Source organism: Propionibacterium australiense (assembly GCF_003666605.1).
Classification (GTDB): Bacteria; Actinomycetota; Actinomycetes; order Propionibacteriales; family Propionibacteriaceae; genus Propionibacterium; species Propionibacterium australiense.
In genome coordinates this window covers 35,934-48,904 of record NZ_RCIV01000013.1, presented here as the reverse complement: position 1 = coordinate 48,904, position 12,971 = coordinate 35,934, and the positions used below count along the sequence as shown (strand labels likewise).

Annotated in this window: 10 protein-coding genes; 7 read left to right on the top strand and 3 right to left on the bottom strand. The window is 68.3% G+C overall.

Annotated features, from left to right (window positions below; genetic code table 11):
- Nucleotides 1-11: 11 nt before the first annotated feature.
- From D9T14_RS09810 to D9T14_RS09795, 4 genes are all read left to right on the top strand, one after another.
- A complete protein-coding gene (locus tag D9T14_RS09810; RefSeq protein ID WP_119162097.1) occupies nucleotides 12-1,043 on the top strand; it encodes an ABC transporter substrate-binding protein in 1,032 nt (343 codons plus the stop codon).
- Nucleotides 1,040-1,891, top strand: a complete 852-nt coding sequence (locus tag D9T14_RS09805) for an ABC transporter ATP-binding protein (RefSeq protein WP_220451985.1) — start codon at nucleotides 1,040-1,042, stop codon at nucleotides 1,889-1,891. The genes D9T14_RS09810 and D9T14_RS09805 overlap by 4 nt, the downstream gene beginning before the upstream one ends.
- 208 nt (nucleotides 1,892-2,099) lie before the next feature.
- A complete protein-coding gene (locus D9T14_RS09800) occupies nucleotides 2,100-3,059 on the top strand; it encodes an AMP-binding enzyme (RefSeq protein WP_232012402.1) in 960 nt (319 codons plus the stop codon).
- Entirely contained in the window at nucleotides 3,056-4,180 is a 1,125-nt protein-coding gene (locus tag D9T14_RS09795; protein ID WP_119162099.1) for a thiolase family protein, read from the top strand. The genes D9T14_RS09800 and D9T14_RS09795 overlap by 4 nt, the downstream gene beginning before the upstream one ends.
- A 292-nt stretch (nucleotides 4,181-4,472) precedes the next feature.
- Here D9T14_RS09795 and D9T14_RS09790 read toward each other — a convergent pair whose 3' ends face one another.
- Nucleotides 4,473-5,861, bottom strand: coding sequence for an MFS transporter (locus D9T14_RS09790; protein ID WP_119162100.1), 1,389 nt, complete (start codon nucleotides 5,859-5,861; stop codon nucleotides 4,473-4,475).
- A gap of 40 nt (nucleotides 5,862-5,901) precedes the next feature.
- Nucleotides 5,902-8,970, bottom strand: coding sequence for a glycoside hydrolase family 2 TIM barrel-domain containing protein (locus D9T14_RS09785; RefSeq protein ID WP_119162101.1), 3,069 nt, complete (start codon nucleotides 8,968-8,970; stop codon nucleotides 5,902-5,904).
- Nucleotides 8,971-9,223: 253 nt separating this feature from the next.
- On the opposite strand from D9T14_RS09785, the gene D9T14_RS09780 reads away from it, so the two are divergent.
- Nucleotides 9,224-10,246: a LacI family DNA-binding transcriptional regulator gene (locus D9T14_RS09780; protein ID WP_119162139.1), complete on the top strand. Its 1,023-nt coding sequence runs from the start codon at nucleotides 9,224-9,226 to the stop codon at nucleotides 10,244-10,246.
- Between the two features lie 57 nt (nucleotides 10,247-10,303).
- Here the strand turns inward: D9T14_RS09780 and D9T14_RS09775 are convergent, their stop codons facing one another.
- Nucleotides 10,304-10,741 (bottom strand): hypothetical protein, encoded by a 438-nt coding sequence (locus D9T14_RS09775; protein ID WP_119162102.1) that lies wholly within the window; start codon nucleotides 10,739-10,741, stop codon nucleotides 10,304-10,306.
- Between the two features lie 164 nt (nucleotides 10,742-10,905).
- Between D9T14_RS09775 and D9T14_RS09770 the strand changes: the two genes are divergently transcribed.
- Together D9T14_RS09770 and D9T14_RS09765 are read left to right on the top strand one after the other, a co-directional pair.
- Nucleotides 10,906-12,069 (top strand): AAA family ATPase, encoded by a 1,164-nt coding sequence (locus D9T14_RS09770; protein WP_119162103.1) that lies wholly within the window; start codon nucleotides 10,906-10,908, stop codon nucleotides 12,067-12,069.
- A complete protein-coding gene (locus tag D9T14_RS09765) occupies nucleotides 12,066-12,722 on the top strand; it encodes a DUF4276 family protein (protein WP_119162104.1) in 657 nt (218 codons plus the stop codon). Before D9T14_RS09770 ends, D9T14_RS09765 begins: the two co-directional genes overlap by 4 nt.
- Nucleotides 12,723-12,971: the final 249 nt, after the last annotated feature.

Sequence of the window (12,971 nt, the reverse complement as noted above, 5' to 3'; positions counted from 1 at the left end):
AGGCTTACCTCATGACTGTACGTATTCAGCGCCGCACGTTCAGCCTCGGCGCCCTCGCCGTAGCCGCCGCCCTCGCCGGCTGCTCCTCCGACAACTCAGGCTCATCCGGCTCCGGATCATCCGCCTCCTCGGCCTCCGCGCCGGCCAGCTACCTCGTGCCCCGCAGCATGACCGAGGGCATGGGCAGTGGCGCTGCCGACGGCGCCTGGCCGCGCACCGTCACCCACCACAAGGGGGAGACGACGATCGAGAACGAGCCGCAGCGACTCGTCGTCATCTCGACCGGCCAGCTCGACGTCGCCCTCACCATGGGCATCGTGCCGGTCGGCTCCACCGGGGTCGACGGCTCCAAGATGGTTCCGCAGTACCTCTACGACGCCTTCCCCGGCGACAAGGCCGGGCTGGACGCCATCACCTATGTCGGCAGCCGCACCGAGCCGAGCATCGAGTCGATCGCGAACCTCGACGCCGACCTCATCCTGGTGAACTCGGCCGGCAAGAACATCGACAGCCTCTACGAGAGCCTCACGGCGCTGGCGCCGACCGTCGTCACGAAGGGCACCGGGCTGTACTGGAAGCAGGACTTCCAGCTCATCGCCGATGCTCTCGGCAAGCTCGGCCAGGCGCAGGACTGGCTGACGAGCTACCAGGAGGACGCCGCGAGCTGGGGCGCCGGCCTGTCGACCGTGCCGACCGTCTCGTTCCTCAACAAGACCTCAGACCGGACCCGCATCTACGGCCTCGCCTCGTTCCCCGGTTCACTGGCCGAGGACGCCGGCCTGAGTCGCCCCGACAGCCAGCGCTTCGAGGACACCTCGCAGGACATCGATGACGAGAGCCTCGACCAGGCCGACGCCGACTGGATCTTCTACGGCGTCCAGTCCGGCGACGGCAGCGAGGTGACCTCGCTGCCGCTGTGGGGCACCTTGGGCGCGGTGTCGAACGACCAGGCCGTGCAGGTCGACAACGACCCCTTCTACCTGAACGCCGGCCCCACCGCTGCCGCCACGGCGATGGCCGCGCTGAAGGAACACATCGGATGAGCCAGGTCCTGCGGGACGGCACACCCGGTTCGGGCCCGCAGGGCAGACCACGGGCGACTCCCGGCCTCAGTGCGCGGAAGCTGGTGATGAGCTATCCGCACGGCGACCCGGTCATCGAGCACCTCGACGTGGACATCACCCCCGGCGCGTTCACCGTCATCCTCGGACCCAACGCCTGCGGCAAGTCGACCCTGCTGCGCGCACTGAGCCGGGTACTCGCCCCCACCGGCGGGCAAGTGCTATTGGACGGGCGCGACGTGCACTCGTACTCGCCGAAGGCGCTGGCCCGGCGGGTCGGTTTCCTCGCCCAGTCCTCGCTGACCCCGGACGGCATCACCGTGCGCGAGCTGGTGGCGCGCGGCCGCTACCCCCATCAGGGCCTGCTGCGGCCCTGGTCGGTCGAGGACGAGAAACAGGTGCGCATCGCGATGGAACGCACCCATGTGGCCCCGCTGGCGAAGCGGCCGGTGACGAATCTGTCGGGCGGCCAGCGCCAGCGGGTGTGGATCGCCATGACCCTCGCCCAGCAGACCGACGTCCTGCTCCTCGACGAACCGACCACCTACCTCGATCTGGCCCACCAGGTGGACGTCCTCGACCTGTGCCGCGAGCTCAACCGCGAACTGGGGACGACGATCGTCTCCGTGCTGCACGACCTCAACCAGGCCTGCCGCTACGCCGACGAGATCATCGCCATGCGTGACGGCACGATCCTGGCGAGCGGCGCACCGGCCGATGTCGTCACGCCCGAGCTGGTGGAGCAGGCCTATGGGCTGCCGGTCAGCGTCCTCACCGACCCGATCACCGGCACGCCCCTCGTACTGCCGCAGGCGCCGCGCCGGAGCTGATCGGAGCACGAAGCCGGCCCAGCCCGATCGACCCCGCGGTGATGCCGAACCGCGGCGTCGAGATGCGCGGAGCCGTCCCTCACCCGATCGGCCCCGTACTCACTCGGAACCGCCCCGCCCCGGCCGAGAGACCCGCAGGAAGCTACACTGCACAGCTATTGAACAATGTTCAGCCCTGTGAGGGTACTTGTCTGGGAGAGATGATCGCGTGAAGACCGTACGACTCGACGGCCCCGAGCCGACCACCGCATTCTGGCGTGCCCACCGCGAGGGGGCGCCGATCGCACTGCGCACCTCCGGTACCACCGGTGCGGCGCGCACGATCGTGCGCAGCACGTGCTCATGGACCCGCTCCTTCGCGCCGTTGATCGAGCGCACGGGGCTTCATGCCGGCGACAGGATGTGGATACCAGGGCCCCTCGACTCGACGATGAACCTCTTCTCGGCCTGCCTGTGCGAGTACGCCGGGGCCGCCTGGGACTCTCGGCCCGAGGGCGCGAGCTGGGCGACGCTGACCCCGTCCGGGCTGGCCAGGGCGCTCGACAGCCACGCGCCGATGAAGGCTCTCGTCGCCGGGGACGGGTTGTCCCGGGCGCTCTGGCAGTGGGCCACCGGTCTTGGCTGGGACGTGGTGCACTATTACGGCGCCGCGGAGCTCTCGCTCGTCGCACTCGGCCGGCATGCGCAGGACCTGCGCCCCTTCGAGGCCGTGGAGATCGACACCGCCGACGACCGCATCTGGGTGCGTTCTCCCTGGCTGGCCGACGGCTGTCTCGAGCCGGAGGGACCGGGCGCGTTCCGGCGGCGCGCGGACGGTTTCGTCACCGTGGGCGACCGCGGCCGGCTCGACAACGGGCTGCTCCAGGTGTGGGGCAGGGCCGGGGCGATCACGACCGCCGGGGCGACCGTCGAGCTGGCGCCGCTGCGGGCCAGGCTCGCCGCACGTGCCCACGGCGAGGTGGTGCTGCTCGGTCTTCCGCACCCCGAGCTGGGACAGGTACTGGCCGCGGTCACGACCAGCCACGACGACCTGCGCCACGTCAGGGGCTGGGCCCGCCGGAATCTGTCCGGCCCGCAGCGGCCCCGCGTCTGGCGGGTCATCCCCCGCCTGCCCAGGACGACGACCGGGAAGATCGACCTGCACCGGCTGGCCGAGGAGCTGCGATGAGCGTCTACGTCGTCGACGCCCGGCGCACCGCGATCGGCTCGGCCCGCGGCATGTGGCGCACCATGAGCACCACCGACCTGGCCGCCCCCGTGCTCGCCGAGCTGGCGCGATCCTGCCCCGCGCCCGAGCTGATCCGGCAGATCGTCGTGGGCACTGTGCGGGGCCCCGGCGGCAATGTCGCCCGGGTCGCCGCCCTCGCAGCCGGGCTGGACGGGATACCCGCGCTGAGCGTCGACCGTCAGTGCGGCTCGGGGCTGGCCGCCGTCGAGGTGGGCCACCACTGGCTGACGGCCGAGCCCGGATACGTCATCGCCGGAGGCGTCCAGGCCGTCTCGACCGAGCCGCTGACCTACTGGCCACCGACCGGCGGAGGACCTGCCCAGCGCTACGAGCGGGCGCCCTTCTCCCCGCCGGGCCGGCCGGACCCCGAGATGGGTGAGGCGGCCGATGCGCTGGCCGCCGAGCGCGGTATCGGCCGACGACGCCAGGACGCCTACGCGGTGGACTCCCACCGGCGGGCCCTTGCGGCACAGGAGGCCGGGCTGTTCACCGCCGAGATCATTCCCATCAGCGGCAGGGACCGCGACGAACGGCCCCGCTCCGGCTTCAGCATCGAGCGGCTGGCCCGTTTCCGGCCCATCTTCCGCGGCGACGGCACCGTCACCGCCGCGAACTCGTGCGGCATCAACGACGGGGCGGCCGCCGTGCTCATGGCCGACGAGGACACCTGGGTTCGGCACCGGAGCCCGGGGCTGCGCGTCCTGGCGCTCTGCTCGGCCACCTGCGACCCGGCCCGCCCCGGCTGGGGAATCGTCCCGGCCTGCCGGCTGGCCCTCGAGCGCAGCGGCATCGCCCCCGACCAGCTCGACGTCGTCGAGTTCAACGAGGCCTTCGCCGGGCAGGTGCTCGCCTGCCTGGACGCCCTGGGCATCGATCAGGGGCGCAACTGCCCGCAGGGCGGCGCGATCGCACTGGGGCATCCGTGGGCCGCGTCCGGAGCGATCCTGCTGACCCGGTTGTTCAGTCAGCTGGTCCGCCAGGGCCGGGGACGATACGGCCTGGCGGCCATCGCGATCGGGGGCGGTCAGGGCACGGCCGTGGTCGTCGAGACGGCGCGCTAGCCAGCTGCTCGCCGGCGCCGGTCAGGGCACGGCCGTGGTCGTCGAGACGGCGCGCTAGCCAGCTGCTCGCCGGCGCCGGTCAACGACCGGCCCGTGCCGCCACGGCCCCGGCTGTGCAGCGACCGGCGCACCGGGCGGATCGCCGCGCACGGGCCGTCGGCGGAGCCGCGCCCTCGACGTCCGTCCGGATGGGCAGGTGACCGGGCACGCGGCCCGGCACCGCCAGAACCCGCATGACGTGCGGCCCGGCCCCTCCCATCGCACAGGGGGCCGGGCCGCACGGGTCCTTGTCTCAGGCCGAGGCGACCTCCGGGTCGGCCGCGGCGGCCCGCAGACGCTCGTTGGCTCTCTCGACGTCGAGCCTCCACAGCAGGAACAGGATGATCGCATTGGCGATGGCCGGGATCCACAGGTACATGAAGTAGAGCATGGCGATCACCGAGTGCGCCTGTTCCGCGGCGTTGGCGACGTAGCCGCTGGACGACAGCAGCCAGCCGGCCAGCGCCGTGCCCAGACCGCCGCCGACCTTCACCCCGAGTGAGGTGCACGAGAACATGAGGCCGTCGATGCGTTTGCCGAACCGCAGGAAGGTGTTCTCGGAGGCCTCGGCGATGAGCGCGTTGAGCGTGCCCTGCAGCGGGCTCATGCCGAGCGAGGCGACGCCCGAGAAGAACATCATGAGCGGGACATTGCCCAGGTAGGCGGCGCCCGCCACCCCCAGCCTCCCGAGGACGGCGATGATGTAGCCGACGATGTTCACCTTGTACATGCCGCCGAACTTCGCGACGACCGCGGGGGCGAAGAGCAGCCCGACGATGAGCGGGATGTTGATGGCCCATGCGAAGGGGCCCAGGAGGTTGGCATTGCCCAGGATGTACGTCATGAAGTAGATGCCCATGTTGAGGGTCGCGGTGAACATCTGGGTCATGATGAAGATGACGAGGATGACCAGGTAGTACTTGTTGTGTGCCAGCAGCTTGAAGGACTCGGCGACCGAGACCTTCTCGGCCTGCCGGGCGGCCTCGGCGTCGTCGATCTCGGTGAGTTCCTCTGGCGAGAGCTCCTTGACCGACAGCACTGAGATCGTGTTCACCGCCAGGCCGACGAGGGCGTAGATGATGGCGATGGTCCGCCAGCCCTCCGCGCCGCCGCCGAGCATCTTGACACCCTCGACGGTGATCGTCTGGATGGTCAGGCTGGTGCCGAAGGCGAACATGAACCGGATCGAGCCCATCTGGACGCGTTCTGAGCTGTTCTTGGTGATGAGCGCGGTCAGTGCGGAATAGGCGATGTTGTTCGCGGTGTAGAAGACGGCATTGAGCAGCGTGTAGGCGATGAAGAACCAGGCGTACTTGGCGGTGTCGCCCAGACTCACCGGGATCGCGAAGATGGCGATGATCATCGCGGCACAGCCGAAGAAGCCCCACAGCATCCACGGGCGGGCCTTGCCCATCCTGGTCTGGGTCTTGTCGAGGAGCGTGCCGAAGACGAAGTCCGAGAAGCCGTCGAACAGCTTCGAGACCATCATCAGCGTGCCGACGACGCCCGCGTTGAGACCGACCGTGTCGGTCAGGTAGATCATGACGAACGCCGACAGGAGGGCGTACACGACGTTCCCGGCGACGTCACCGGATCCGTAGCCGACCTTGTTGTACCACCTCAGGTACTTCTTCTCTGGCATGAGTTCACCTTTCTCCAGGGAACGAGTGGTTGGCGGGTGGTCAGTTGGTGAGGGCGGGGACGAGCCGCAGGTTGAGCTTCAGTTCCGCGTCGTCGACGCGGTACCGCTCCAGCAGGGCCGGCCCGCAGCTGTTGGAGCCGATGCCCGACATCGCCGCGTCGAGACACAGGACCGTGGAGCCGCAGGGCTCCAGCTCGACGTCGTGCCGGGCGCGGGTCAGTTCCTCCTGCGTCCAGGCGGAGGCGTTGAACGAGAACCGCCGCGCGCCGACGACGGTCAGGGCGAGCCCCGGCCCGGTCAGCTCGACCAGCTCGCAGTCGGCGCGGCTGCCGTTCTCCTGCGGACGGATGTAGTCGTGCCCCAGATCGGCGACGGAGCTGGTGAACATGCCGTGGTGGCAGGCGCGGTGCTTGTCGACGTAGCTCTCCTGGGGGCCGAGCCCGAAGTAGCGCACGGCGTCCAGCCGCCGGGGCAGGAACAGGCGCAGTCCGAAGCGCGGCAGGAAGGGGAACTCCGTGTCGCGCTGGGCGTTCAGGTCGAGGGCCAGTGAGCCGTCGGCACCGATCGTCCAGCGCGCCCCGAGACGGGCGATGGGCTGGACGGTCGGGGCGACGAGCGCCATCGTGGCATCGACGAACACCTGCCCGGTGGGGGTCGTCGACACGGCGGTGCTGTAGGCGCGGGTGCTCGTCTGGTCGTAGCGGGCCCGCAGCCACTCCAGCTGAATGGAGCGGTCGTTGTCGGTGGGGGCGCGCCAGATGTTGACCTCGGCCGGCCGGTCGAGCAGCCGTTCACCGCCGACGGTCATGGTGCGAGGCAGGCCGGTGCTCCGGTCGAAGCAGTACTCGAAGTCCTCGCCGCGCACGGTGATGGCCTCCTCGTCCTGCACGGTGCCGGGCGTGGGCCCGCCGGCAGCGCGGCCGAGCAGCGCCGCGGCCTCGCGCAGGCGGGGCTCGGCGGTGGGCACCTCGATCTCGTCGAAACCCAGCTCGTGGCCGGCCTCCAGCAGTGGCCGGGGCTCGGCCAGGCGGTAGCGCAGCGTGAGGAAGCAGCAGCCGCTGGCAGGGGTCTCGATGCGCAGCGGCACCGTCGCGCTCGTGTGGGGCGGCACGGAGGCGGGCAGTTCGACGGGCCCCTCGTCGACGAGCTCGCCGTCGCGCGTCAGCGTGTAGGAGACCTCGGCGTAGCCGGCGAGATCGGTGAAGTCCAGGTCGTTGCGCAGGGTGACCGTGCCGGCGGCGAGGTCGAGGGCGGTGACCCGCACCGGACGCTGGACGTTGCCGAGTTCCAGCAGGCCGGGGTGGGGTTCCCGCTCGGGCGAGACGAGCCCGTCGACGCAGAAGTTCCCGTCGTGGACCCGTTCGCCGTGGTCGCCGCCGTACAGGTGGATCGGCCGCCCGTCCGCGGTGGTACCGGCGCGCACCGCGTGGTCGCACCACTCCCAGACGAAGCCGCCGCACATGCGCTCGTCGGCGTTGATGAGCTGCCAGTACTCCTCCAGGTCGCCCGGCCCGTTGCCCATGGAGTGGCAGTACTCGACGAGGATCAGCGGCTTGTCGGGCTCGTCGTCCAGGTAGGCGTGGATCTCGTCCAGGCTCGGGTACATGCGGCTGTACAGGTCGATGCTCGAGTAGTCGTAGCGCCGGTCGCCCGAGCGGTAGTAGGCGCTCTCGTAGTGGGTGACGCGGCTGGGATCGAACTGCTTCATCCACAGCAGCGCCGCCTCGAAGGTCCAGCCGTAGGCGCACTCGTTGCCCGCCGACCAGGAGATGATGCACGGACGGTTCTTCTCGCGCTCGACGCACAGCCGGACCCGGTCGAGCGTGGGCTCGATCCAGGCGGGATTGTTGGCGATCCGCTCGTTCCAGTGCTCGACGACATTGGGCCAGGAGTCATCGGCCAGGAACTGCGTCTGGGTGCCGTGGCTCTCGTTGTCGGCCTCCGACATGACGTAGAAGCCGTACTCGTCGCACAGCTGGTAGAACTGCGGGCAGTTGGGGTAGTGCGAGGAGCGGATCGCGTTGACGTTGTACTGCTTCATGAGCCGCATGTCGCGGCGGATGTGGTCCAGGTCGACGGTGGGCCCGGTGACCGGATCGCTGTCGTGCCGGTTGACGCCGCGCAGCGTGACCGGCGCGCCGTTGACGAGCAGGACCGGCCCGTCGGTCCGCACCTCGCGCAGGCCGACCCGGTCCCTGATGACCTCGTCGGGGCAGCTGAGAGTGAGCGTGTAGAGATAGGGGTCCTCGGCGCTCCACAGGTGCGGCCGGGGCACGGTCAGGACGGCCCGGTGCGTGAACTGCGGGTCGGCGCCGAAGGGTTCGAGGACGGCTCCGGCGACCGGGGCGCCGTCGGCGTCGGCCAGCTCGAGCCGGGTCGGCACCTCGCCGCCGCGGAAGGCGGCCCGCACGGTGACGGTGGCGGCCTCCTCGCCCAGCTGCGTCGTCGTGAAGTAGTCGAAGAGCGCCGCGGCCGGGCGTCTGAGCAGGAAGACGTCGCGGAAGATGCCGCTGGTGCGGAACTTGTCCTGGTCCTCCAGGTAGGTGCCGTCGCACCACTTCAGGACGAGGACCGCCAGCCGGTTGCGGCCGGGAACGATCTGCTCGGTGACGTCGAATTCCGCGGTGGCGTGCGAGACCTGGCTGTAGCCGATGTATGTGCCGTTGAGCCAGACGTAGAAGCACGAGTCCACGCCCTCGAAGACGAGGCTCACCGCGGGGGCTGCAGCGTCCGGGACGTGGTCGAACTCGGTCAGGTAGGCGCCGGCCGGGTTGTCATGCGGCACGTACGGCGGGTCCAGCGGGATCGGGTACCGCACGTTCGTGTACTGGTGCCGGTCGTAGCCCTGGTGCTGCCAGCTGCCGGGAACCTTGACCGGGGCGAAACCCTGCGGCTCGTGGTCCGCGGCGTAGAAGGCGTCGGTGAGCTCGTGGACGCTGTCGTAGTAGCGGAAGTCCCAGTCGCCGTTGAGCGGCTGGAACCGGTCCGAGGACTCCCGGTCGAGCGGGTCGTGGCCGCTGCGGGGCGAGCCGGGGACGTAGTAGGCGCGGGTGGGCAGGGTGTTCTCGTGCAGCACCGAGAGGTCCTCGTAGTGCCTGGGAACGATCATCGTCGGCGTTCCTTCCCTTGTGACGTCTGCCTGGCGGGCCTCTGCTCCGAGGCGGGCGCCAGGTGTTCTGAGGGGATGCGACCCGTGCGGAGCCGCACCTTTGAGTGATAACGTTAACATCATGCATCACGCCACCGTTTGCGTCAAGTCAACGCGGAATAAATGACCTGAACTCATGGTCAACTAGACAGAATTGTCGACGTCAACAACCATGTTGACGGATCGCTCGCGCCGCCTTGGTATGGTCCGGTCCATGGGAGGCTCACGTCCTGGTGCGGCAGGCGCGCCGTCGATCATCGACGTCGCGCGGCTCGCGGGCGTCTCCTCGCAGACGGTGTCGAGGGTCTCCCGCGGCGCACCGAACGTGAGCGACAGGACCAGGGAGCTGGTCCTGCAGGCGATGGACAAGCTCGGCTACACACCGAACAAGGCCGCCCAGGCACTGCGCAGCGGCGCCTTCCACACGATCGGCGTGCTCACCCAGCAGATCCAGCGCACCGGTGAGGCATGGACGACCAGCGGCGTCCTGGAGGCAGCAGCGCAGGCCGGGTACACGGTCGTCATGGCGCAGGTCGCCCATCCCGATGGTGCGGAGATGGGCCGGGCGGTGGGCCGGCTCGCCCAGCAGTCGATCGACGGCCTGGTGATCGTCCAGGCCGGGACCGCCACGGCGGAGCACCTGGCGCTGCCGGCCGGCCTTCCGGTGGCCTCCTCCGATTCGGCGCTCGCCGGACGCTATCCATCGGCGTCGGCGGACCAGGTGCAGGGGGTGCGCGAGGCGATGAGTCATCTTCTGGGGCTGGGCCACCGCACGGTGCATCACATCGCGGGCCCGGCGGATTCGCGTTCGGCACACGTCCGGTCCGCGGCGTGGGCGCACTGCCTGGCCGAGGCGGGGATCGCCGTGCCCGAGCCGGTCCCGGGCGGCTGGGAGGCGAGCGACGGCTACGCGGCCGGGCTCGAGCTGGCCGGGGACCCGGAGGTCACCGCGGTCCTCTGCGCCAACGACGAGGTGGCGCTCGGGCTGATACGGGCCCTGCACGAGTCGGGCAGGCGGGTGCCCGAGGACGTCTCCGTCGTGGGCTTCGACGGACTGCCGCTGGGCGAGTACGCCTTTCCCCCGCTGACCACGGTCGAGCAGGACTTCCGTCGCGCCGGCGCCGAGATGGTCCGGCTCGTGCTCGCCCAGGCCCAGGGGCGGCCGCTCGAGGAGAGCCATGTCATCATCCCGACCAGGCTCGTCGTGCGGGCCAGCACCGCGGCGCCCCCGGCGTGACGCGTCGGCCCTCTTGAGAACCGGACGGGACCATGACGGCGGGCGGCCGGCCCGCGGTCAGAAATCGGCGTCGACCCGCATGGCGCCGAGGGCGTAGAAGGTGGCCTCCAGGACACCGACCGGGCAGGGCCGCTCGAACAGGACGATGCTCACCCAGCCGCGGTCCTCGTCCACGACGTCGGCGTCCCACCAGCGCCAGGGACGCTCCCCCGGGTCGGCCCAGGGCAGCCAGGCGTCGACGTCCCAGATCCGGTCGGAGCCGGCCGGGCGACGCCGGCAGGCCCTGCGGAACCAGCCCGGCAGGGTGGCCCTGGCCCTGCCGTCGGTGAAGGCCTCGTGGTCGAGGCCGGCCACCGTCAACCAGACCTGCCGGGCGCCGTCGATGACGTCCTTGGCCAGGCCCGGGGCGACGACGTCGATGCGGCCGAGACCGACCCCGCCGGGCTGTTCAACGGCGTCGGGGCCGGACCTGAGTCGTGACAGCTCCGTGGACATGGCAGACCTCCCGCGGGCAGGGGATGCGGTGAACCCATCATCGCGCACGACCCGACCGGCCCGCTCCCCCGGCCCCGAGCTGTCAGCCCATCGACTGGCTTATGGCTCGGGCCCACTTCGCTCAACGCCTGTCCACACCTCAAGCCAGCAACTAGACTCGACACATGAGTGCAAGATTGGGACGCCTTGTCGTGGAGGGGTTCAGATCGATCCGCCAGCTTGAGCTGGATCTCACCTCAGACGTCACCGTGCTCATCGGGGCCAACGGCTCAGGGAAATCGAATCTGGTGAGCGCCTTGGAACTGGTCTCACGCATCTGGGACGGCAGTTTCCATGAATACCTGAAACAGCGCGGAGGAGTCGGCAACCTACTCTTCGAGAACTACGAAGAAACCGCCGAGCACATCTTCGTCGAACTCCTATCGGAGTTCGACGAACAGGACCATCGGAACGGCTATCGCGTCGAAATATCTGCCATCCCGATACAGGTTTTCAACTCAGAAGTAGTAGCAGAACTGCACGAATGGCTGCTCTTCCAAGCCGGCCGCGAGTGGCAACGCCCCTATGACGAAGACTTGGGACTCAGCCTGCAGAGCAAAGTCCGACACATCGTCGAATCGGAAACTGCTGGAAAACGACTCCATAATTTCGCCGCCTACGTTCGCCCCATCCTTGAAGGATGTCGAGTCTTCCATTTCGATGATGTCTCCAGCAATGCACCCGTCAAAAGCAAGCCACGGGTTGGCGACAACTTGAGTCTGCACTCGGACGCCGCGAACATTGCCGCCTACCTCTACCGGGTGAAAACCGAACACCCTGAACACTACCTGAGGATTGTTTCCGCCATTCGACATGTCACTCCCTTCTTCGATGATTTCGTTCTCCTGCCCGATACCTCAGGTTTTATCGAACTGCGATGGAGACAGCAGGGACTGGATCGCGTTTTCACAGCCCATGAGGCCAGCGATGGCACACTGCGCTTCATCTGCTTGGCCACCTTGTTACTGGGACCCGATCTTCCGGAAACAGTGGTTCTGGACGAGCCGGAGCTCGGGCTTCATCCGGCAGCGATCAGTCTGCTCGCGGAGATGGTCCGCATCGCCGGCCAGAATGGCCACAAGGTCATCCTGGCCACTCAGTCCGTGCCGTTGGTCTCCCATTTCGAGCTGGGTGAGATCGTCGTCCTGAACCGGGTCAATGGCGCCACCGAGGCAGTACGCCCCGATGAAGAATTCCTCGCGGCCTTCCTCGACGACTACTCGACGGGCAATCTCTGGGAAATGGGGCTTCTGGATGGGCAACCGGTGCACGAGGAAGCAGTCTCATGAACAAGGATGATCGTCGTGTTATTGTCCTCGTTGAAGGTCCAACCGAGAGAACTCTTGCCGATAGGGTTCTCACTCCAGCCGCTTTGAAACAAGACATCTTCCTAAAAGCCGTGACCGTCAAGACGTCCAGCACCCCCTCAGGAAGTCACAGCGGCGGAGGCACTTGGACGAACTACCAAAAGGCGCTCACCGGTTTCTTCAAAGACAGAAATCTTCGCCGAATAGGACTCCTCATCGATTATTACCAGTATCCCCGAGGCGCCCCCGGACGCGATGCAGCAGGGAATGGCATCACACGTCAAAGCGAACTCGTCAACGCGCTCCGCGCGCAATATCAAGATGACCGCTTTTGCCCTCTCGTCGTGCTCCATGAGATCGAAGCACTGGTCCTGGCGGCGATCGATGCCGGTCATGGCGATGGAGTAATTCCACGTCGAGAACTCGCTGCCCTGCGACGCGCCATCGTGGCAGCTGGCGGCCCGGAATTCGTCAACAATGGCACCGAGACGGCACCGTCAAAACGCCTCAAGAAAGCGGCTCCGAACTACAGCAAAACAGTTACTGGACCTGATCTCGTCGCCGAGGCGGGCCTTGATGCAATCCTTGAACGCTGCCCCACTTTCGCCTCGTGGTGGCGCGATATCCTATCCTGACCGGGTGACGACAGAACGCACCCGGGGCTCGCCTCGTATCCGTGCTCATCGCGGCATGATGAGGCCAGAGCAGCGACAACGATTCCAACCGGAGGGGACTGATCGGGCTCGGGCCGTCAATACGTCATTGACGTTGTGGATGCGATGGGTCTCGTAGCGATCGGCGATCCGGACTGAGAACCATCACACCCATATGAAGAGGGAAAACGCGATCAACAATTTGCCGAGTCCACCCGCCCCGAACGAGGG

What these genes read in the sequence shown, in the direction of transcription:
- D9T14_RS09795 (WP_119162099.1), top strand. Translation starts at nt 3,056, where the DNA reads ATGAGCGTCTACGTCGTCGACGCCCGGCGCACCGCGATCGGCTCGGCC.
- D9T14_RS09785 (WP_119162101.1), bottom strand. Translation starts at nt 8,970, where the DNA reads ATGATCGTTCCCAGGCACTACGAGGACCTCTCGGTGCTGCACGAGAAC.
- D9T14_RS09770 (WP_119162103.1), top strand. Translation starts at nt 10,906, where the DNA reads ATGAGTGCAAGATTGGGACGCCTTGTCGTGGAGGGGTTCAGATCGATC.
- D9T14_RS09780 (WP_119162139.1), top strand. Translation starts at nt 9,224, where the DNA reads ATGGGAGGCTCACGTCCTGGTGCGGCAGGCGCGCCGTCGATCATCGAC.
- D9T14_RS09805 (WP_220451985.1), top strand. Translation starts at nt 1,040, where the DNA reads ATGAGCCAGGTCCTGCGGGACGGCACACCCGGTTCGGGCCCGCAGGGC.
- D9T14_RS09790 (WP_119162100.1), bottom strand. Translation starts at nt 5,861, where the DNA reads ATGCCAGAGAAGAAGTACCTGAGGTGGTACAACAAGGTCGGCTACGGA.
- D9T14_RS09765 (WP_119162104.1), top strand. Translation starts at nt 12,066, where the DNA reads ATGAACAAGGATGATCGTCGTGTTATTGTCCTCGTTGAAGGTCCAACC.
- D9T14_RS09810 (WP_119162097.1), top strand. Translation starts at nt 12, where the DNA reads ATGACTGTACGTATTCAGCGCCGCACGTTCAGCCTCGGCGCCCTCGCC.
- D9T14_RS09775 (WP_119162102.1), bottom strand. Translation starts at nt 10,741, where the DNA reads ATGTCCACGGAGCTGTCACGACTCAGGTCCGGCCCCGACGCCGTTGAA.